The organism is Streptomyces manipurensis, from assembly GCF_049570255.1.
In the GTDB taxonomy this organism is placed as follows: domain Bacteria; phylum Actinomycetota; class Actinomycetes; order Streptomycetales; family Streptomycetaceae; genus Streptomyces; species Streptomyces manipurensis.
Window position 1 is genome coordinate 7,369,115 of sequence record NZ_CP186950.1, and the last position, 20,511, is coordinate 7,389,625.

Here is a 20,511-nt window from a genome sequence, read left to right on the forward strand (position 1 = left end):
GGCGACACCCGTAGCGGCGACCGCCCGGCTCAGTCCCAGGCGTTGAAGAGCACGCCGCCCAGCGTCGTGATGCCGTAGGCGCGCACCGCGCGCCGTTCGGTGGGGGTCAGGGCCGAGGTGTCGACGTCCGCCAGCGGAAGGCAGAGCGTCGCACGGTCCAGCACGGTGAACCCCAGGTGCGCGAAGGCGTCCGCCCACGGCGGCGGCGCGAGGAACTCCTCGGTGTACCAGTCACGGCGTTCCCGTGCGAAGGCGATCCAGGGGTGGTGGGCGTGGCACAGGACGACGGCCTCCCCGCTGCCGGAGCGGATCGTCGCGCCGTGGAAGCTACGGGGGTACGCCTGCTCCTCCACGTCGTCCACGGCGCCTCCGGCCGCGCGGGCGGCGGCGTGCAGTGCTGCCCGGAAGGCCCGCCGGTCGCTCTCCGGTACGGGTCCGTCCTCCGGCCGGAAGAAGCCGGTGGCGCCGCGCGGCAGGGCGGACGGTGGGGTCGCTGCTGAGCTCATGCGTCCCATTCTGCCGAGGAGGACCGGGCGGCCCCGCCGCCGCCCGGCCCGGACGCCGCCCCGGCTCCCCACCCCGCCGCCGCCCCCGGCGGACCGTACGGGCCGATTCGGTGCGGAAACGACGCGACTTTTCCCGTATGCCGCATCTGGTCACGCTGGACACCTCGGGACCTGGAACGCGATCTGGGAGTGCCTATGAACCTGCGTGACGAACTGCCGGTCGACCACCCGCTCAGCCGGGTCTACCGCATCGGCGCCGCACTCTGCGGGCTCCTCCTGCTCGTCTTCGGATGCCTCGGGTTCGCGGACAGCCTGTCCTCCTTCGACACCGCCGGACAGCAGATCGCCGGTCTCTCCACCAACGGACTGCTCAGCACGATCTCGGTGGTGGTCGGGCTGCTGCTGTTCGTCGCGGCGCTGATCGGGGGCAACGTCGCCTCGACCGTGAACATCACCGTCGGCGTGCTCTTCGTCCTGAGCGGGTTCGTCCACCTCTTCCTCATCGGGCGGCCCGCCAACATCCTCGACTTCGGCATGACGAACGTGATCTTCAGCTTCCTGATGGGCCTGCTGGTCATGACCTTCGGCATGTACGGCCGCGTCAGCGGCGGCCTGCCCCACGACAACCCCTACTGGCAGCAGCGCCACCCCGGGCAGGCCGCGGCCGAGGCCCGCGCGGTCCCGTCCCGGACGCCCGCGATCGTCTCCCGTGCAGCCGCTCCGGCCCGGACCCAGCTGCCCCGGCGGTGAACGGACGATGACCGGGAGCAGCCCGCGGGTGCTGGTGGTCGGAGCCACCGGCGAGCTCGGCACGCTCGCGGTGCACGAGCTGCTCGCACGCGGCGCGAAGGCGGCCGTGTGCGGGCGGGACCCGGACCGGCTCGCCGGCCTCGCCGCGGACACCGGCTGCCCGGCCCGCCGCATCGACGCCTACGACCTGGACGACTGCGGCTCGGCCGCCCCGTGGGCCGCCGCCGCCCTCGGCGGACTCGACGGAGTGCTCACCACCGTCGGCGTGGCCGCCTTCGGGCCGGCGGCCACGGTCACCGACGACGTCGCCGAGCACCTGATGACCGTCAACGCCCTCTGTCCGATGGCGGTGCTGCGCGGCGCCGCGTCGACCGTTGAGGACGGCGGTTTCCTCGCCGCCGTGACCGGCGCGATCGTCGACGCCCCGTTGACGGGGACGGCCGACTACGCCGCCGCCAAGTCCGCGCTCTCCTGCTGGCTCGGGGTCGTGGCCCGCGAACTCCGCCGCCGCCGGGTGGCCGTCGTCGACGCGCGCCTGCCCCACATGGACACCGGCTTCGCGACGCGAGCCGTCTTCGGCAGCCCACCACCCCTCGCGCGCGGCGCCGATCCCGGCCGGGAGGCGGCCGTACTCGTCGATCGGCTGCTGGGACACCTCCCCGGCGCCCCGACCGGGCCCCCGTCCTGAACGACACCGACTGAACGACACCGACGCACCGCTCCGGAGGAAACCATGTCCACGTCCAAGGTCCCGCCGGGAGAGACGCCCCCGGCAGAAGGCTCCACCGCCTCCGCCCACGTCGAGCGCGCCGACGGAGGGGTCTGGGAACACCCGATGGCCTTCCTCGCCCTGATCGTCGTGGGAGCCGTCCTGGTCGCCGGGTTCTTCGTCGCCCGCATCTGGGGCTGGTGATGGCCCCAGCCCGAAGCCGCGGGCCGGCCGGTCCGGACACGGAGCCCGACCGCGCGGGCGGCCCGGACGGTTCCGTCGGCATCACGACCGGCGCCGTGGCCCGGCGGCTGGGCGTCTCGCCGACCACGGTGCGGTCCTGGGAGCAGCGCTACGGGATCGCGCCCGCCGCCCGTCAAGGGGGCAAGCACCGCCGATGGACGCGCGACGACGTCGCGATGCTCGACGAGATGTGCCGGCTGACGACGGCCGGGATCCCGCCCGCCGAAGCCGCCCGCGCGGCCATGACCACCCGCGTCCCCACGACGGGGACCGAGCCGGAGACCGGAGCCGCGACCCCCCACACCTCGTCGACCGGGACCGGGACCGGTCCCGGTCCCGGTCCCGCGTCGGCGTCCGCCGCGCCGCGCACCCGGGCGGCCGGCGCGGGCAGCGGCCTGCCGCTGGGGGCCGTACGGCCGGAGTGCCGCGGGCTGGCGCGCGCCGCCGTCCGGCTCGACAGCCCCGCCATCGACGACCTCCTCACCGAGGTCCTGCGCGACCACGGCCTGGTCACCGCGTGGGAGGAGGTGATGGCCCCCACCCTGCACGCGGTCGGCCGGAAGTGGGGGACGACGGGCGAGCGGTACGTGGAAGTGGAACACCTGCTGTCCTGGCACGTCTCGACGGCCCTGCGCAAGGTCGCCGTCACCCGGCCGCCCGGCACACCGGTCGAGGGCCCGCCCGTGCTGCTGGCCTGCACCCCGGGCGAACAGCACACGCTCCCGCTGGAGGCGCTGGCGGCAGGACTCGCCGAGCGCGGTCTGCCGACGCGGATGTTCGGCGCTGCGGTCCCCGCGGAGGCCCTCGACGAAGCCGTACGGCGCCTGGGGCCGGCCGCCGTCGCGCTGTGGTCCCAGTCGGCCTCCACCGCCGACGCGGCCCTGGCCCGGCAGGTCGCCCGGACCGGCTTCGGCCTCCGGGGCGCACGCACCGCCCCCCTCGTCCTCCTCCTGGGCCCCGGCTGGCAGACCTCCCAGGCCAGGGCGGGGGCGGTGCGGCCCCACGGGCTGCGCGCCGCGATCGACGCGGTGGCACACCTCTTCACCCACCCCCGCCGCCACCCCACCGCCTGACCCGGCCGCGGCCGGCGCCGGGTTCCGGCGTGCGGCGTGCGGTTGTGCAGCGTGTCGTCGTGGCGGGTGGCGTTGACCGGGGTTGTGGCCGTTCCTATATTCGGCTGCGGCCACACCGTACGGTGACGTCTCGTCCCCCGGGAGCAACCGCATGCTCACGTACGACCAGGAAGGGTTCCGGCGCGCGGGACGTCCGCACCGGATCGTCTCGGGAGCCCTGCACTACTTCCGGGTGCACCCGGAGCTGTGGCAGGACCGGCTGGAGCGACTGCGTGCCCTCGGTGTGAACACCGTGGACACCTACGTGCCGTGGAACTTCCACGAGACCGCCCCCGGGAAGGCCGACTTCACGGGGTGGCGCGACCTCGGCCGGTTCCTGCGCACCGCCCAGCGGCTCGGGCTCGACGCCATCGTGCGGCCCGGCCCGTACATCTGCGCCGAATGGGACTTCGGCGGTCTGCCCGCCCGTCTCCTCGCCGTCGACGGGCTGCACCTGCGCTGCTCCGACCCGCGGTTCGAGGCCGAGGTGGACGGCTGGTTCGACCTGCTCGCCCCCGAGCTGCTGCCGCTGCTCGCGAGCCGCGGCGGCCCCGTCGTCGCCGTGCAGGTGGAGAACGAGTACGGCTCCTACGGCGACGACACCCGCTACCGGGCCCACGTGGAACGCGCCCTCGTCGAACGCGGCGTGGACTGCCTGCTGTTCACCGCCGACGGTGCGGAGGACACCATGCTGCAGGGCGGCACGATCCCGGGGCGCCTCGCGACGGCCACCTTCGGCGCCCGGCCCGCCGAGCGCCTCGCCACCCTGCGCCGCCACCAGCCGACCGGACCGCTGGCCGCCATGGAGTTCTGGATCGGCTGGTTCGACCACTGGGGCGAGGACCACCACGTCCGCGCCGTCGACGAGGCCGCCGCCGCCCTCGACGAACTCCTCGCCACCGGCGCCTCGGTGAACCTGTACATGGCCCACGGGGGCACCAACTTCGGCTACTGGGCCGGGGCCAACCACACCGGCAGCCGCCCGGGAGAGCCGGGTCACGAACCGACCGTCACCAGCTACGACTACGACGCGCCCATCGGCGAGGCCGGCGAACTCACCCCGAAGTTCCACGCCTTCCGCGAGGTCATCGGGAAGTACCTGCCGCTCCCCGACGCGCCGCTGCCCGAGCCGCGGCCCCGGATCGTCCCCGCACTCGCCACGCCCGCCGGCAGCGCGGACCTGCTGGCCCGGGTCGACGTCCTGTGCGGCGGCCCTCCGCTGCTGCGCCCCGCCCCCGAGCCGATGGAGCGGATCGGGCAGAGCCACGGACTGATCCACTACCGCACCGTCGTGACCGGTCCCCGGCCCGCCATGCCCGTCAGGATCGACGGCCTGGGCGACCGCGCGTACCTGTTCGCCGACGGGGAACCGCTGGGGGTCGTCGACCGCAACGCCCCCGACGAGGGGCCCGACCTGGCCGTGGGCGCGTCGGGAGCCGTCCTCGACGTGCTCGTCCTGGCGCGGGGACGCGTCAACTACGGCCCGCTGCTCGACGACCGCAAGGGCATCTGGCGCGGCGTCCGCCACGGACACCAGCACCTGTTCGAGTGGGAGATCAGGCCGCTGCCCCTCACCGACCCGGGCCCGGTCGACTGGTCGCCGCCGGACCACGCCCCCGACGCCGGGCCCGGCCCGCACCCGTCCGGCCCGTACCCCTCCAGCACGCGCCCCACCTTCCACCGCTTCACCCACGCGCTCCCCGCGGACGGACCCGCCGACGCCTTCCTCGGCATGGCCGGGTGGGGGACCGGCCTGGTCTGGCTGAACGGTTTCCTCCTCGGCCACTACGACAGCCCGCGCGGCCCGCAGCGCACCCTCTACGCCCCCGGGCCGCTGTGGCGCGCCGGGGAGAACGAGATCGTCGTGCTGGAACTGGAGTCGCCCGGCGCCGAACTGCCGTTGCTGGACCGGCCCGACCTCGGCAGGACCACCGTCGTCACGCTCGCCTGACCGCCCTGTCCATCCGGCTGGCCCCCGTTCGGGAACGGGCGCGTCCCCGATGGCGGGCGGCTCCGTGCGGTTCCTAGCCTCGAGTTCATGATCTTCCGTCGTATGTGTCCCGCAGCCGCCGTACTCGCCCTGGCCGTGTCCTCCTCCCTGCCCTTCGCCCCCACGTCCGCCTTCGCCTCCTCCGCGTCCGCCGCCGCCCCGGCCGCGCCGCCCGCCGCCGGCACGGCCTGGTCCGTGCAGCGCGGCGCCGACGCGCTGCGCGACACCGGGGTCACCGGAGTGGCCGTCCGCGTGGACACCCCGCGCGGCACGGTCAGGGCGGTCTCCGGGGTGAGGAGCCTGCAGGACCGGCGTCCGGTGCCGCAGGACGGCCCCCTGCGCCTGGGCAGCACCACCAAGACCTTCGTGGCCACCGTCGTCCTCCAACTCGTGGGCGAGGGGCGGATGTCCCTCGACCGGACCGTGGAGGAGCTGCTGCCCGGAGTCGTGTCCGGGAACGGCAACGACGGCCGGACCGTCACCGTCCGCGACCTGCTCCGGCACACCAGCGGCCTCTCCGACTACGTCCAGGACGTCTTTCCCGATCCCAGTGCCCGCACCTACTTCGCCCACCGGTGGACCTCCTACCGGCCCGACGAGCTGGTCGCCCTGGCCATGCGCCACGAGCCCGGCTTCCCGGCGGGCTCCGGATGGGCCTACTCCAACACCAACTACGTGCTCGCGGGCATGATCGTCGAGAAGGTCACCGGCCGCACCTGGCAACAGCAGGTCCACGACCGCATCCTGCGCCCCCTCGGCCTGCGGGACACCACCGCCGAGGTCACCACGCCCTTCCTCCCGGATCCGCACACCACCAACCACCAGCAGTTCGCGCCAGACGGCCCGATGGTCGACACCACCATCCCCTACCGCCCCTTCGACAGCGGAGCCGACGGCTCGATGACCGGCACGGCCCGGGACCTCAACCGCTTCTTCGCCGCCCTGGCCGGGGGACGCCTGCTCGCGACGGCCGAACTCGCCGCCCTGCGGGACACGGTCGAGGTGCCCGGCGGCGGCGACCACCCGGCCGGGACCCGTGACGGCCTGGGCGTCTTCCTCACCCCGCTGTCCTGCGGCGGCGAATACCTCGGGCACGGAGGAAGCGGCTTCGGCTACGTCGTCCGGGCGGCCACCACCACCGACGGCCGGCGCTCCGTCACGGTGTCCGCGCACAGCCGCTCCGCGGACCCGCGGACCGCCGAGCGCCAGGAGCAGGCCCTGAGCGAGCTGGTCGACCGGGCCCTCTGCCGGACCACATGAAGCCGCCAAGCCCGCCAAGCCCCGGAAAGCCCCGCCAAGGCACGTCAAGGCAGGTCAAGGCACGTCAAGCCCCACCGAACGCCGCCAAGCCCCGGCATGATCGGCAGGACACCCCTAGACTGACGGTTCCTTGATCGTCATGTGCCCGTCGAGCCGGAGGAACGAACACACATGCGCCATCTCCCCCTGGGCAGCTCAGGTCTGCTGGTCTCCGCCGTCGGCCTCGGCTGCAACAACTTCGGCGGACGACTCGACGCCCAGGCCACCCGCGCCGTCGTGGACGCCGCACTGGACGCGGGCATCACCCTCCTCGACACCGCCGACATCTACGGCGGCGCAGGCGGATCGGAGGTCTTCCTCGGCCAGGCCCTCAAGGGCCGCCGGGACCAGGTCGTCCTCGCCACCAAGTTCGGCTACGACGGCGTCGACATGAAGTACGGCCCCGCCGCCGGGTCCCGCGGCGGACGGGCGTACGTACGCCGCGCCGTCGAGGAGTCGCTGCGACGGCTGGACACCGACCACATCGACCTGCTCCAGCTGCACAGCCACGACCCGGCCGTCCCGATCGCCGAGACCCTGGCCGCCCTCACCGAGCTCGTCGCCGAGGGCAAGGTCCGCTACGTCGGCCACTCCAACTTCACGGGCTGGCAGCTCGCCGAAGCCGCGCACGTGGCCCGCGAGACCGGCGCGGTGCCCTTCGTGTCGGCGCAGAACGAGTGGTCCCTGCTGGAGCGGTCCGCCGAGCGCGAGCTGGTCCCGGCCGCACTGCACTACGGGGTCGGCGTGCTCCCGTACTTCCCGCTCGCCAACGGCCTGCTCACCGGCAAGATCCGGCGCGGGGCGCCCGTCCCGGCCGGCTCCCGCCTGGAGGGCCGCGACTCCTACGTCACCGAGGAGCGGCTCGACGTGGTCGAGGCACTGGCCGTGATCGGCGAGAAGCACGGGCGCAGCGTGCTCGAACTCGCCATCGGCTGGCTCTCCGCCCGGCCCGGCTGCGCCTCCGTCATCGCGGGCGCCACCTCGGCCGAGCAGGTGCGGGCCAACGCGGCGGTCGCCGACCGCCCCCTGGACGCCGAGCTGCTCGCCGAGATCGACGCGATTGCCCCGCCCGTCCCCGCGTAGGCGCCGGGAGGCCCGCGGCGACGGCGCGCGGGACCCGCGACCACGACGACGGGCGGCGGCCGTCACCGGCCGCCGCCCGTTCCCGTCCGTGGCGCGCCCCGTGGTCCGGCGCGCCAGGGGTCAGGACACGATGTCCTTGCGGGAGAACCCGCGGAACGCGAGCGCGAACAGCACCAGCGCATACGACACCGACACCACCGCCCCCTTGACCATCCCGCCCCACTCCAGCTGGGGCTGCAGGGCGTCCGCCCACGCGAACTGCCAGTGCGCCGGGAGGAACTCCCGCCACGTGCCGAGCGCCGTGACCGCGTCCAGGACGTTGCCGACGATGGTCAGGCCGACCGCGCCGCCCACCGCGCCCAGGGGCGCGTCCGTGCGGGTCGACAGCCAGAACGCCAGTCCCGCCGTCACCAGCTGCGACACGAAGACGAAGGCCACCGCGAGGGCCAGCCGAGGGACGGTGTCCCCGGCCGCCAGCGCCCCGCCGGCGGGGAGTTTCAGCGGACCCCAGCCGTACGCGACGGTGCCCGCCGCCAGCGCCACCACCGGCAGCAGGACGATCGCCGCCAGGCTGAAGCCGAGCGCCACCACCAGCTTGCTCCACAGCAGCCGCGCCCGCGGGACGGGGGAGGCCAGCAGGTAGCGCAGGGACGACCAGCTCGCCTCGGAGGCCACGGTGTCCCCGCAGAACAGTGCCACCGGCACCACCAGCAGGAAGCCCGCCGACACGAACAGGCAGGTCGCGGCGAAGTTCGCGCCGGAGGCCGTCGCCGTGTCGATCAGGGTGATCCGGTTGTTCCCGCCGCGGCTGTCCGGCCCGCCGCCCACCGCGAACGCGATGATCATGACGAAGGGCAGTGCGGCCAGCACCCCGCCCATCACCAGCGTCCGCCGCCGACGCCACTGGCGCAGCGCCTCCACGCGCAGCGGCAGCGTCCGGTTGGCGCGGTAGCCCGGTGCGGTCTCCGCGGACTTCGCGGGCTCCGCCGTCTTCGCGGCCGTCGTCGCCGTGCTCACGCCGCACCTCCGATCAGGGTGAGGAACGCGTCCTCCAGTCGCCGGTGCGGGCCCACTGCGGACACCGGCACCTCCAGCCGTACGAGTTCGGTGATCAGGCCCGAGGCCGTCGTGCCGTCGAGACGGACCAGCAGCCCGTCGTCGGCGGCCACCACCGAGCCCACTCCCTCCAGCGCCGCCACCTTCTCCACGGTGACCTCGTCCACCGGCTCGGCCAGGACCACCAGCAGGGTGTCCCCGCCACCGGTGATCTCGGCGACCTCGCCCGCGGCGACCCTGCGGCCGCGGTCCATGACCACGAGGTGCGTGCAGGACTGCTCCACCTCCGACAGCAGGTGGCTGGAGACGATGACCGTCCGTCCGCCCGCCGCGTAGCGGATCATCACGTCCCGCATCTCGCGGATCTGCGGCGGGTCCAGACCGTTCGTCGGCTCGTCGAGGATCAGCAGGTCCGGCATGCCGAGCATCGCCTGTGCGATGGCGAGCCGCTGGCGCATGCCCTGCGAGTACGTCCGCACGGCGCGCTCCAGGGCGTCGCCGAGCCCGGCGATCTCCAGGGCCTCCGCCATGTGGGAGTCCTCGGCGGGACGGCCGGTGGCCTGCCAGTACAGCTCCAGGTTGGCGCGGCCCGTCAGGTGCGGCAGGAAGCCCGCACCCTCCACGAAGGCCCCGACCCGCGACAGCACGGGCGCCCCGGCGCGCACGGCGTGCCCGAACACCCGGATCTCCCCGGCGTCCGGCGAGATCAGGCCCATCAGCATGCGCAGGGTGGTGGTCTTCCCGGCCCCGTTGGGTCCGAGCAGCCCCAGCACTTGCCCCTTCTCCACCCGGAACGACAGGTCCCGCACCGCGTAGCGGTCCTGGGACTTGGCGTACCGCTTGGACAGACCGGTGATCTCCAGCGGTACGTCGGCCAGAGCCGGGTCCGGCTCCGGCACCCCGGCCCCCGGACGGCCCCGGCCGGGCCGCCGCAGGCCGATCAGCGCCGCCGCGAGGGCGACCGCGCCGAGCGGCAGCCCCCACGTCCAGGCGGGCAGCCCGGCGGTGGCGGTCCGCACGTCGGAGGCGACGGGCACGGCCAGGGGTCCCTCGGCCGCGACCGTGTAGGCGGCGGGCGACGCCGGGGAGGCGTAGCCGAGGTCGGTGGCCGCGACGACCAGCCGCATCCGGTGTCCGGCCGCGAAGGAGTGGTCGATCGCGGGCAGCGTCAGCCGCACGGTCGTGGGCTGCTGGGCGTTCTCCACCCGCAGCGGGGCGACGAGCTGGGAGGGCAGCAGCTGCTGCCGTCCGTCGGGACCCACGTCGTACACCTTGCCGAACAGCACGGCGGACCCGTCCGCAGCCGTCGACCTCACCTTCAGGGTTACGGTCGGGCTGCCGGTGACCATCAGGTCCCCGTCCAGCGGTGCCGACTCGAACCGTGCGTTCTGGCCTGGGAAGTCCAGCGAGAGCCCGGCCCCGAAGGAGGCGAGCTGCCCGCCGATGCCGGGCAGCGAGGACAGTGCGGGGGGTGCGCCGCCCACCGGGTTGGTGAACGTCTGCTCCCGCCCGGTCAGCGCGACCTCCCGCGGGCCGGAGACCAGCCCCGGGTAGCGCTCGCCGCTCGCGCCGCGCAGTATCACCTGGCCGTCGGTGGAGTCGATGCCACCGGAGCGCGACACCCGGAACGCCGGACCGGTGTCCGCGCCGGTGTCGCCCTTGAGGTGGCGGTCGAACCAGGCGGCCACGCGGGCCTCCACCCGGTCCGCCTCGCGCATGCCGCCGTCGTGCCCGCCGGCCGCCCAGTCCACGGCCACGGGAGCGCCGTTCGAGGTGATGGCCGCGGCCATCGCGTCGGCCTGGTCCAGCGGGAAGAGGGAGTCGTCCTGGCCCTGCACGATCAGGGTGGGCACCTTGATCCGGTCGGCGACCGCCGACGGGCTGCGCCCCTCCAGCAGGCTGCGGGCCTCGGCGTCCGGCTTCCCGGCCACCCCGACGCGCTCGTACATCGCGCACAGCTCGGGGGTGAACCTGCCGCAGGCGGGATCCGCCGCGGCTTCCGCGGGACCGCTGCCGGTCTCGGTCGCCGTGCCCGGAGCCGCTCCGGCCGGGGCCTGGGGCCTTGCGTTCCCCGCGTCCCGCGGCTGCCCGTCCCCGCTCTCCCGCGGCTCGGTGCCGCCCGGCTGCAGCCCGCCGGCCGAACCGGTGGTGAAGAAGATCCCGGACCACAGCTTCTTGAAGACGCCGCCCGGGAAGAGCGAGTCCGCGAGGTTCCAGTAGGTGATCTGCGGGGCGATGGCGTCCACCCGCGGGTCGTGCCCGGCGGCCAGCAGCGCGATCGCACCGCCGTAGGAGGCACCGGCCACGCCCACCCGGGGGTCGCCCGCCCCGTCCAGCCGCACCTCGGGCCGGGCCGCGAGCCAGTCGACGAGCCGGGACACGTCCTTGACCTCGTGCTCGGGATCGTTCAGCCCGATCTTGCCGCCGGAGCGGCCGAAGCCGCGCGCGGACCAGGTCAGGACGGCGTACCCGTCGCGGGCCAGCCGCTCGGCCTGCGCGCGGACGTCCTCCTTGCTGCCGCCGAACCCGTGGCCGAGGAGGACGGCGGGCCGTTTCGCCGCACCGCCCCCCGCGCCGTCCGCCGTGAAGTAAGAGGTGTCGATCCCGGCGCCGGGCATGTTCAGGACCTGGTCCTGCCGGTGCACGGCGGGCGCGTCGCCGGACGCGGACGAGGCCGTCCACGTGCCGGCCCCCGCCACGACGACCAGCGCGGCGGCTCCCGCGAGCAGGCGGTCCCGGCGGCGCCGGGGCATTCGGAGCTTCATAGGGGCACCCTAAGGGCCCGGCCACGGGCCTTCGAGCACCCACAGGCGGAACTGCCGCCCTTCTCCGGTACTACTCCAGGGCCCGCCCGTACCGCGGACGCGGTACGGATCTCCGACCTGCGCGGCCCGCCCGGGGGCGGCAGGATGGCCGCATGCTCCTGGCCGAGGTCGCACGCGTGTCCCGGGAGGTCGCCGCGACCTCCGCCCGTTCCCGCAAGACCGCCCTGCTGGCGGAGCTCTTCGCGGCAGCCCCGCCGGGCGAGGCCGGCCTGGTCATCTCCTACCTCGCCGGGCGCCTCCCGCAGGGCCGCCCCGGCATCGGCCGGCGCACCCTCGGCCAGGAGATCCCGCCCGCACCGCGGCCCACCCTCGCCGTCCGCGACGTCGACACCGCCGTGAGCGAACTCGCCGCCGTCGCGGGGGCCGGGGCGGCCGAGCGCCGCCGCGGCATCGTCGCCGCCCTGCTGGGCGCGGCCACCGGACCCGAGCAGGGGTTCCTGCGTGGGCTGCTGTCCGGGGAGGTCCGCCAGGGCGCGCTCGACGCGGTGGCCCTGGAGGGCGTCGCCGCGGCCGCCGGCGTCCCCGCCGCCGAACTGCGCCGGGCGGTGATGCTGGACGGATCGCTGCCGCGCGTCGCGGAGGCGGTGCTCGCCGAGGGCGCGCCCGCCCTGCGCGCCGTCACCCTGCGCGTGGGGCGGCCCGTCCAGCCGATGCTGGCCGGCACGGCAGGTTCGGTCGCCGAGGCCCTGGACGCGCTCGGGCCGTGCGCGGTGGAGGAGAAGCTGGACGGCATCCGCGTGCAGGTCCACCGGGAGGGGGACGACGTACGGATCTACACGCGCTCCCTCGACGAGATCACCGGGCGGCTCCCGGAGGTGGCCGAGCTGGCGCGCTCGCTGCCGGGGGAGCGGTTCATCCTCGACGGGGAGGTCATCGGCCGGGCGCCGGACGGCCGACCGGTGCCCTTCCAGGAGATCGCGAGCCGCGTCGGCTCGCGGCTCGACGTGGCGGCCGCCCGCCGGACCCTCCCGGTCGCCCCCTACTTCTTCGACGTCCTCGCCGCGGGTGACGACGTCCTCCTCGACCTCCCCGTCAGCGAGCGGTACGAGGTCCTGGCCGCCCTGGTCCCCGAGAGCGCCCGCGTCGGGCGGCTCGCCGTCCGGGACCCGCTGGCGCAGCGGGACGAGGCCGAGGGGTTCTGGGCCGAGACCCTGCGCCGTGGCCACGAGGGGGTGGTGGTCAAGGCCCTCGACGCGCCCTACGCGGCCGGCCGGCGCGGCAAGCAGTGGCTCAAGGTGAAACCGGTGCACACCCTGGACCTGGTGGTGCTCGCCGCAGAATGGGGCCACGGCCGGCGCACCGGACTGCTGTCGAACCTGCACCTCGGGGCGCGCGCCGCCGACGGCGGCTTCGCCATGCTGGGCAAGACCTTCAAGGGGCTCACGGACGAGATGCTGCGCTGGCAGACTGCCGCGCTCGGCGCCCTCGCGACCTCCGACGACGGCTTCACGGTGCGGGTGCGGCCCGAGCTGGTCGTGGAGATCGCCTACGACGGCCTCCAGCGCTCCACGCGCTACCCGGCCGGGGTGGCCCTGCGCTTCGCCCGGGTCCTGCGCCACCGCCCCGACAAGGACGCGGCCCAGGCGGACACGGTGGAGACGGTGCTCGGGCAGGACCACACGCCGTGAGCCCCACGGGTGACCTTCCTGCGCTCCGGACCGCAGAGGCGTCATAGGGCGGTGATGGACCGGTGGGGGAGGGTGACCGCGGGCCGGCCCGTCGCGGGCCGGCGCCCGGCGAACACCCCCGCCGGCCCCCTTCCGCCGTGCCAGGAGCCGCCCTCGTGGACGTCGAATCCGTACTTTCCCGCCCGCCGGGACCCGGCCCGAAAGCGCCGGGCACCGGCACACCGGCCCGGCCGGGGGCCGGGCGGCGCATCCGGGCGGCGGTGCTCGGGGTGCTGCCCGGCAGCGGGGCGGTCGCCACCGCCCTCCTCGCCCTCGCGGCGGCCGGCGCGCTGATCGGGGAGCCGGTGCTCCTGCCCTCCCTCGCCGCGAGCGCCGCCGTCCTGCACCACACTCCCGGGCTGCCCGCGGCGCAGCCCCGCACCCTCGTCCTCGCCCATCTCCTGGGCGCCGCCTCCGGCTACGCGGTGCTCGCGGTGGTACCCGGCAGCCCCTGGGGCGCCGCGGTGGCCGCGGGCCTGACCTTCGCCGCGACGAGCCTCGCCCGCGCCGCGCACTCGCCGGCCTGTGCCACCGCCGTGGTCGTCGTGCTCCAGGACCCGGTGCCCGTGCGGTTCGTCCCCCTGCTGCTCGGCGCCACGGTGGTCCTGGTCCTCGGCGGGTACACGACCTCGCGCCTGCGCCGGGCGGCGCCCCCGTACCCCGTCCGCTGGTGGTGAGACGGGTGCCGCCGGACGGCCCCGGACGGGCGGCTTTGCCTCAGAGGCAAGAAGGTTTGCCAGGAAGGCAAGACTCTGGCTCAATCGGGGCATGACACCCGGTCCCGCCCCCGAAGACGCGGTCGACGAGCTGCCCGCCGTGGCACCGCAGCTGCGCGAGCTGCGCCGGCGCGCCGGCCTCACCCTGGAGCAGGCCGCCGCCCGGGCCCGGCTCTCGCCCGCGCACCTGTCCCGCCTGGAGACCGGCCGACGCCAGCCCTCGCTGCCCCTGCTGCTGGGCCTCGCCCGCACCTACGGTACGACGGTCTCCGAGCTGCTCGGCGAGACCTCGGCCGTCGCCGACCCCATCGTACGGGCCGGCGGACCGGGCGCCCGGGAGGCCGACGGGTGGACGTACTGGCAGGCGGGCGGCGCGGGGCGCGGCATGCAGGCGCTGCGCGTGCACGTGCCGCGGGGGCGCGGCCAGGACGAGCTGGTCCGCGTACACCCCGGCGAGGAGTGGCTGTACGTCCTGGAGGGGCGCCTGCGGCTGCACCTCGGGGACGCCGAGCACCTCCTGGAGCCCGGGGACAGCGCGCACTTCGACTCGCTGACCCCGCACCGGATCGGCGCCGCCTCCTCCGGGGGAGCCGAGCTGCTGTTCGTCCACACCCTGTTGCAGAGCAGTCTCGCCGGGCTGTGCCTGGGCGGGGCCCCGACCACCACGCACCACCGATAGGCGAGGAGTCCGCCCATGTCCCCCGTTTCCCCCGCAGACGAGCCCGTCGGCGCAGACAAGCCCGTCGGCGTCCGCGCCCGCTTCGAGGCCAAGTTCCCCCGCGGCCTGATCATCCGGCTGATCGCCTACCTCTTCGTCGGCCACCTCTTCGCGTTCTTCGTCTACCTCCTCTTCGTCCTGGGTGGCCAGAACCAGTAAGTCCGCGGCACGCGCGAGTCGGTGCCGCGCGGCTATGGAAAGGTGAGGGGCCGGTGGCTACCCTCCGCGCATGATTTCCACGGTTGTCTGGGGTACCGGCAACGTCGGCCGTCTGGCCATCCGCGCCGTCGAGGCCCATCCCGCGCTCCGACTGTCCTCCGTCATCGTCCACGATCCAGCCAAGGTCGGCCGCGACGCCGGCGAACTCGGCGGACTCGACCACCTGTCGGGGGTGAGGGCCACCGACGACGTCGAAGCCGTGCTGGCCGCACGCCCCCGGGCCGTCGTGTACGCCGCCTCCGGGGACGTCCGGCCCGACGACGCCCTCGCCGACATCACCCGCGCGATCCGCTGCGGCGCCGTCGTCGTCAGCCCCGCGCTGTACCCGCTCTACGACCACCGCAGCGCCCCGCCCGAGTTCCGTGCCCCCGTGCTGGCCGCCGTGGAGGAGGGCGGCGGCTCGCTGTTCGCCTCGGGCGTCGACCCCGGGTGGGGCAACGACGTGCTCCCGCTCCTGCTGAGCGGACTGGGCACCACCATCGACGCCATCCGCTGCCAGGAGATCTTCGACTACTCCACCTACAACCAGCCGGACTCCGTCCGCCTGCTCGTCGGCATGGGGCAGCCCATGGACTTCGAGCCGATGATGCTCATGCCCTCCGTCCCGACCATGGTGTGGGGCGGCCAGATACGCATGATGGCCAGGGCCCTCGGCGTCGAACTCGACGAGATCCGCGAGACGTCGGAGCGTCGCGCCCTCGACACCACCGTGACCACCCGCACCATGGGGGAGTTCCGGGCCGGGACCCAGGGCGCGATCCGCTTCGAGGTGCAGGGCGTCGTCGCCGGAGAGCCCCGGATCGTCATCGAGCACGTCACCCGCATCCACGCCTCGTGCGCCCCGGACTGGCCCGTGCCGCCCGACGGCGGCGACGGCGCGCACCGGGTGGTGATCGAGGGACGGCCCCGCATCGAGGTGACCGTGGCGGCCACCGACGAGGGCGAGAACCGCTCGGCCGGCGGCAACGCCACGGCCGTCGGCCGCCTGGTCGGCGCCATCGACTGGCTCACCGAGGCCCCGCCCGGCCTCTACGACGCACTCGACGTCCCGCTGCGCCCCGCCGTCGGCAGACTCGGAAGGAAACCGTCATGAGGATCGACATCCCCGAAGGCCAGCACCCCATCGAGTACGTCTGGGGCGACATGGTCCCGGGCATCGGCATGGCCGCCGCGAACTTCTCGCTCTCCGTCTACGCCCACACCACCCTCGGCCTGCGCGAGTTCGAGGCCGCCCGGCTGCGCGTGGCGCAGATCAACGGGTGCGTCTTCTGCCTCGACTGGCGCACCGAACGCGACGGGGCCAAGGTCGAGGAGGAGTTCGCCGACGCCGTCACCGAGTGGCGCACGACCGGGGCGTTCGACGAGCGCACCCGGCTGGCCGCCGAGTACGCCGAGCGGTACACCCTCGACCACCACGGGCTGGACGAGGAGTTCTGGGAGCGGATGACCGCGCACTACAGCCAGCTGGAGATCGTGGAGCTGACCATGAGCATCGGGTCGTGGCTCGCGTTCGGCCGGCTCAACCACGTGCTCGGGCTCGACAGCGTCTGCGTGCTCCCGGGGCACTGAGCGAGAGCTTCCGCATGCCAGGGGAATGGGGCCGTCCGGTGCGTCCGAACGGCCCCTGCCGCTGGGGGGAGACGCGGCGCTACGGGAGGTCGGTGGCGATGATCTTCTCGATGTTGCGTTCGGCGAGTGCCGTGATGGTGACGAAGGGATTCACGCTCGCGTTGCCGGGGATGAGCGCGCCGTCGATCACGTACAGGCCGGTGTAGCCGTGCAGGCGGCCGTAGTTGTCGGTGGCCTTGTTCAGGACCGCGCCGCCGAGGGGGTGGTAGGTGAGGGTGTCGTTCCAGATCTTGTACGCGCCGAACAGGTCGGTGCGGTAGATCGTCCCCTCCTTCGCGTTGATCTTGTCGAAGATGGTCTTGGCCATGGAGATGGACGGCTGCTTCCAGGCGGTCTGCCAGCTGAGGTCCACCGCGCCGGTCGCTGCGTTGAAGGTGAACTCCGCGCGGTGGGGGTTCTTCGTGATCGACAGGTAGAAGGAGGCGTAGGTCTCGATCCCCGTGGGCAGCGGAGCCACCTCCGCGAAGGCGCCCCCGGCGTCCCAGTTGTCGATGCCGGAGCAGGGGATGGTGGACTGCAGCTTGCCGGTCGGGTCCCACATGTGGTTGGCCCGGCCGCACATGACGTTGCCGTTCTCGCCCCAGCCCTTGCCCACCTCGCCGTTGAGGTTCGGCAGTGCCCCGGTGGCCTTCAGCCTGACCAGCAGCTTGCTGGTGCCGACACTGCCGGCCGCGAAGAACACCCGGTCCGCGGTGACCGTCTTGGTGGTCAGGGTCTCGCCGGTGGTGCCGAGCTGGTCGATCGCGACCGTGTAGCCGCCGCCGGCAGCGGGGGACACGGAGGTCACCTTGTGCAGCGGGGAGATGGTGACCCGTCCCGTGGCCCGGGCCTGGGCGAGGTAGGTCTGGACGAGCGACTTCTTCCCGGCGTTGTTGCCGTAGAGGATCTCGCCGGCCAGGGCGGACTTGGTGACGGTGCCCGCGGCCTCCTTCTTCATGTAGTCCCAGTCGTACACGTCCGGTACGAAGGTCCAGGCGAAGCCGGAGCGCTGGGCGTGCTTGCGGCCCACCCTGGAGAACTGGTAGCAGTCGGCCGTGTCGAACCAGGCGGGGTCGACCATGCCGACGCCGAGGGCGGAGTTGGCCCGCGGGTAGTAGACGGAGTACATCTCCTCGGCGTCCACCGAGGGCAGGACGGCGGCGAAGTTGGCGCGCTTGGGCGTGACCGCCATGCCGCCGTTGACGAGGGAGCCGCCGCCGACGCCGCGTCCCTGGTAGACGGTGATGCCGGCGAAGTCCTCGGCGTCCAGGATGCCCGTGTAGCGGGGGACGTCCCGGTCGATCGGGAAGCCGAGGAAGTTGCTGAGGGGGGCCTTGGTCCGGGTGCGGAGCCAGAACGACCGGTAGTCGGGGCTGGTCACCTTCGGGAAGATCTTGCCGTCGGGGCCGGGGGTGTCCCAGGACATGCCCATCTCGATCATCTGCACGTCCACGCCCGCCTGGGCGAGCCGCAGGGCCGCGACGGAGCCGCCGTAGCCGGTGCCGATGACGAGGGCCGGTACGTGGGCCCCGTGGCCGATGGGGCCGGGCGCGGTGGCGGCTGCGGCGGAGGACGGGCCCGGGGCGAGCGGACCGGCCAGCGCCAGTGCCCCCACAATGGAACCAGTTCTACCCAGGAATCCGCGTCGGGAGATTCCATTGGAGCCCCTTTTGGGCAGGGCTTTGTCACTCATGTGACGTTCCTCACTCTCGATGGAATGGGAACGAGTTCTACTGCTGCCCGCGTGTGAAGTCACTACATACGTCTAGGTAACTTTCGGTCGGCCGTGTGGCCGGAGAGGCCCGGTTGCCGCTGCCGTACCCAGCCCGGTACGAGCACCGAGGCGACCACCGCGAACGCGCACCAGGTGGAGGTGAATTCCAGTCGCCACAGCGCTGAGCAGGCCAGGGCCCCTGCCGCCAGCACCACGCCGAGGGTCCACAGCCGGCGGTCCCCGGCCGGCAGGAGGGCGTCGAGGGTGGCGAACAGGTAGCCCGCCAGGACCAGGGGCATCCACGGAACCTTCACGCCGTAGCCGATCGTCCGGCCCCGGATCTCGGCCGTCACCGGCCCGGTGGCGAGCTCGTACGCGAGGACCGCGGCCGTGGCCGTTCCCACGGCGAGCGTCGCCCACAGGCGCCGCCGCGCGCCCGGCGCGGCGGCGAGCAGCACCCCGGCGGGCACCCACGCCGGCAGCAGGGGGAACGCGATCACCGCCCAGGCCGTGACGGCCGGGGAGCCGCCGCCGGTGTTCCGGACGGCGGCCTCCACCGGCTGGTGCGCGCCCAGGAGCAGGGGCAGCGCGGCCACCGGCAGGTCACGGGCGCGCCGTACCCGCGCCAGGCGGACGAGCCCGACGGCGGCGATGGCCGTGCCCGCCCGGAGCCGATGGCGGGTGCGCCGGCCGGCGCCGTGGCCCTCATCGCGCCGGGCGGGCCGGGCCGGGGGAGCCGTCGTCGGGCGCCGCGGGCGCCGGGCCGGCCCCCTCGCTGGGTTCGAGCGGCGGGGAGACCAGCGCGCAGTGGGTGTGGCACTGCGGGTGGCACGCCCCCGGGGCGGGGGACCGCACGGTCGCCCAGGCCACGACGGCGCCCGCCGCGAAGGCCGCGGTGCACCACGGCATGGCCCGCCGGAAGGCGGCGTCGAACTGGTCCGCGGAGAGGTACGCCTCCGGTCCCATCCCGGCCAGCAGGGGCAGTGCCGCCACCGCCAGCAGGCCGGCGGCGCGCGCGGCGGCGTTGTTGATGCCGCTGGCCAGGCCCGCGCGCCCCGGGTCCACGCTCGCCAGCACGGTCGCGGTCAGCGGCGCCACGAGGATCACCAGGCCCATGCCCATGACGGCCATCGCGGGCAGGACGTCCCCGGTGTACGAGGCCTGCGGTCCCACGCGCAGCATCAGGAGGGTTCCGGCCGCGCACAGCAGGGGTCCCACGGTGAGCGGGAGGCGCGGGCCGATCCGTTCGCCGAGTTCGCCCGAGCGCGCCGACAGCAGCAGCATGAGCACGGTGGTCGGCAGCATGGCGGCTCCGGCCGCCAGCGCGGAGTAGCCGGACACCACCTGGAGTTGGAGGACCACGAGGAAGAAGAAGCCGCCCAGGGCGGCGTACACGCACAAGGTGACCAGGTTGACGGCGGTGAACTGGCGCGAGGCGAAGATGTCCGGCGGCACCATCGGATCGGCGCGCCGCCGTTCCACCAGGACGAAGGCCACCCCGAGCAGCACTCCGCCGACCGCCGCCGCGATCACGGGGGCCGTGCCGGACGAGGCCTCGATCAGCGCGTAGGTGACCAGCCCGAGGGATCCGGCCCCCAGCACGGCGCCGGCCACGTCGAACCGCCCGTGCGCCTGCGGGTCCCGGGACTCCGGTACGTGCCGCAGCGCCACCGGTACGCACAGCGCGGCCACCGGCACGTTCAGCAGGAACACCCAGCGCCAGCCCGGCCCGTCCACCAGCCAGCCCCCGAGGAAGGGGCCCACCGCCGCCCCGACCCCGCCCAGGCCCGACCACAGGCCGACGGCGCGGCCCCGGTCCTCCGCGCGGATCGAGCCCTGGATCAGCGCGAGGGAGCCGGGAGTGAGCAGCGCCCCGCCGATGCCCTGCAGCGCCCGGGCGGCCACCAGCACGCCCGCGTCGGGCGCGAGCCCGCACAGCAGCGAGCCCACGGCGAACCAGACCACGCCCACGACGAAGATCCGGCGCCGTCCGAAGCGGTCGCCGAGCGCCCCGCCGACCAGGATCAGGCCGGCGAGGGTCAGCAGGTAGGCGTTCACCGTCCACTGGAGCACCGCCAGGTCGGCGTCGAGGTCCTGACCGATGCGGGGGAGCGCCACGTTCACCACGGTCGAGTCGAGCAGGGCCATGGTCGATCCGAGCACCGTGGCCAGCAGGATCCACCGGCCGCGTGCGGACGCGATCGGCACGGAGGGCCCGGGCGGGGGCGCGGCGGCCCCGTCCGGCCCGTAGGGCGCGGTCATGACTTCAGGCTGGCCCGCACGGCCGGGAAGGGCC

18 protein-coding genes and 1 pseudogene are annotated in these 20,511 nt (G+C 74.5%); 13 read left to right on the forward strand and 6 right to left on the reverse strand.

Annotation, left to right across the window (positions count from 1 at the left end):
* Window positions 1–29: 29 nt before the first annotated feature.
* Window positions 30–506, reverse strand: coding sequence for a hypothetical protein (locus tag ACPU2J_RS33625; protein ID WP_423834759.1), 477 nt, complete (start codon window positions 504–506; stop codon window positions 30–32).
* A 195-nt stretch (window positions 507–701) separates the two neighbouring features.
* Here ACPU2J_RS33625 and ACPU2J_RS33630 point away from each other — a divergent pair, with 195 nt between their 5' ends.
* From ACPU2J_RS33630 to ACPU2J_RS33660, 7 genes are all read left to right on the forward strand, one after another.
* Complete coding sequence (locus ACPU2J_RS33630) at window positions 702–1,256, forward strand: DUF4383 domain-containing protein (protein ID WP_420078258.1); 555 nt, start codon at window positions 702–704, stop codon at window positions 1,254–1,256.
* Between the two features lie 7 nt (window positions 1,257–1,263).
* Complete coding sequence (locus tag ACPU2J_RS33635) at window positions 1,264–1,944, forward strand: SDR family NAD(P)-dependent oxidoreductase (RefSeq protein ID WP_423834760.1); 681 nt, start codon at window positions 1,264–1,266, stop codon at window positions 1,942–1,944.
* Window positions 1,945–1,989: 45 nt separating this feature from the next.
* Window positions 1,990–2,169 carry a DUF6480 family protein gene (locus ACPU2J_RS33640; RefSeq protein ID WP_361604479.1) on the forward strand — a complete coding sequence of 60 codons (180 nt, stop codon included), beginning with the start codon at window positions 1,990–1,992 and terminating at the stop codon, window positions 2,167–2,169.
* Window positions 2,169–3,281 carry a MerR family transcriptional regulator gene (locus tag ACPU2J_RS33645; protein ID WP_423834761.1) on the forward strand — a complete coding sequence of 371 codons (1,113 nt, stop codon included), beginning with the start codon at window positions 2,169–2,171 and terminating at the stop codon, window positions 3,279–3,281. The genes ACPU2J_RS33640 and ACPU2J_RS33645 overlap by 1 nt, the downstream gene beginning before the upstream one ends.
* A 151-nt stretch (window positions 3,282–3,432) precedes the next feature.
* Window positions 3,433–5,271 carry a glycoside hydrolase family 35 protein gene (locus ACPU2J_RS33650; protein WP_423834762.1) on the forward strand — a complete coding sequence of 613 codons (1,839 nt, stop codon included), beginning with the start codon at window positions 3,433–3,435 and terminating at the stop codon, window positions 5,269–5,271.
* Window positions 5,272–5,358: 87 nt separating this feature from the next.
* Window positions 5,359–6,570: a serine hydrolase domain-containing protein gene (locus ACPU2J_RS33655; protein ID WP_423834763.1), complete on the forward strand. Its 1,212-nt coding sequence runs from the start codon at window positions 5,359–5,361 to the stop codon at window positions 6,568–6,570.
* A 171-nt stretch (window positions 6,571–6,741) separates the two neighbouring features.
* Window positions 6,742–7,692 (forward strand): aldo/keto reductase, encoded by a 951-nt coding sequence (locus ACPU2J_RS33660; RefSeq protein WP_361604467.1) that lies wholly within the window; start codon window positions 6,742–6,744, stop codon window positions 7,690–7,692.
* Window positions 7,693–7,812: 120 nt separating this feature from the next.
* Here ACPU2J_RS33660 and ACPU2J_RS33665 read toward each other — a convergent pair whose 3' ends face one another.
* Together ACPU2J_RS33665 and ACPU2J_RS33670 are read right to left on the reverse strand one after the other, a co-directional pair.
* Complete coding sequence (locus ACPU2J_RS33665; protein ID WP_420078253.1) at window positions 7,813–8,709, reverse strand: ABC transporter permease; 897 nt, start codon at window positions 8,707–8,709, stop codon at window positions 7,813–7,815.
* Complete coding sequence (locus tag ACPU2J_RS33670; protein ID WP_420078252.1) at window positions 8,706–11,513, reverse strand: alpha/beta fold hydrolase; 2,808 nt, start codon at window positions 11,511–11,513, stop codon at window positions 8,706–8,708. Before ACPU2J_RS33670 ends, ACPU2J_RS33665 begins: the two co-directional genes overlap by 4 nt.
* A gap of 152 nt (window positions 11,514–11,665) precedes the next feature.
* Here ACPU2J_RS33670 and ACPU2J_RS33675 point away from each other — a divergent pair, with 152 nt between their 5' ends.
* The 6 genes from ACPU2J_RS33675 (at window position 11,666) to ACPU2J_RS33700 (ending at window position 16,462) form a co-directional block, all read left to right on the forward strand.
* On the forward strand, window positions 11,666–13,201 hold the full coding sequence (locus ACPU2J_RS33675; protein WP_420078251.1) for an ATP-dependent DNA ligase: 1,536 nt from the start codon (window positions 11,666–11,668) through the stop codon (window positions 13,199–13,201).
* A gap of 260 nt (window positions 13,202–13,461) precedes the next feature.
* Window positions 13,462–13,917 (forward strand): HPP family protein, encoded by a 456-nt coding sequence (locus ACPU2J_RS33680; protein ID WP_423834764.1) that lies wholly within the window; start codon window positions 13,462–13,464, stop codon window positions 13,915–13,917.
* 91 nt (window positions 13,918–14,008) lie between these two features.
* Complete coding sequence (locus ACPU2J_RS33685; protein ID WP_420078249.1) at window positions 14,009–14,635, forward strand: helix-turn-helix domain-containing protein; 627 nt, start codon at window positions 14,009–14,011, stop codon at window positions 14,633–14,635.
* A 15-nt stretch (window positions 14,636–14,650) separates the two neighbouring features.
* Window positions 14,651–14,833 carry a DUF6126 family protein gene (locus ACPU2J_RS33690; RefSeq protein WP_365140345.1) on the forward strand — a complete coding sequence of 61 codons (183 nt, stop codon included), beginning with the start codon at window positions 14,651–14,653 and terminating at the stop codon, window positions 14,831–14,833.
* 70 nt (window positions 14,834–14,903) lie between these two features.
* On the forward strand, window positions 14,904–15,986 hold the full coding sequence (locus tag ACPU2J_RS33695; RefSeq protein WP_423834765.1) for a dihydrodipicolinate reductase: 1,083 nt from the start codon (window positions 14,904–14,906) through the stop codon (window positions 15,984–15,986).
* Window positions 15,983–16,462 carry a carboxymuconolactone decarboxylase family protein gene (locus ACPU2J_RS33700; RefSeq protein ID WP_361604444.1) on the forward strand — a complete coding sequence of 160 codons (480 nt, stop codon included), beginning with the start codon at window positions 15,983–15,985 and terminating at the stop codon, window positions 16,460–16,462. The genes ACPU2J_RS33695 and ACPU2J_RS33700 overlap by 4 nt, the downstream gene beginning before the upstream one ends.
* A gap of 79 nt (window positions 16,463–16,541) precedes the next feature.
* On the opposite strand, the gene ACPU2J_RS33705 is transcribed toward ACPU2J_RS33700, so the two are convergent.
* From ACPU2J_RS33705 to ACPU2J_RS33715, 3 genes and pseudogenes are all read right to left on the reverse strand, one after another.
* A complete protein-coding gene (locus tag ACPU2J_RS33705; RefSeq protein ID WP_420078247.1) occupies window positions 16,542–18,194 on the reverse strand; it encodes a GMC oxidoreductase in 1,653 nt (550 codons plus the stop codon).
* Window positions 18,195–18,256: 62 nt separating this feature from the next.
* Window positions 18,257–18,886 (reverse strand): annotated as a pseudogene (locus ACPU2J_RS33710) (DUF6629 family protein); the annotation flags it as partial.
* Between the two features lie 34 nt (window positions 18,887–18,920).
* Window positions 18,921–20,477, reverse strand: a complete 1,557-nt coding sequence (locus tag ACPU2J_RS33715; protein ID WP_420078246.1) for a DHA2 family efflux MFS transporter permease subunit — start codon at window positions 20,475–20,477, stop codon at window positions 18,921–18,923.
* Window positions 20,478–20,511 lie beyond the last annotated feature (34 nt).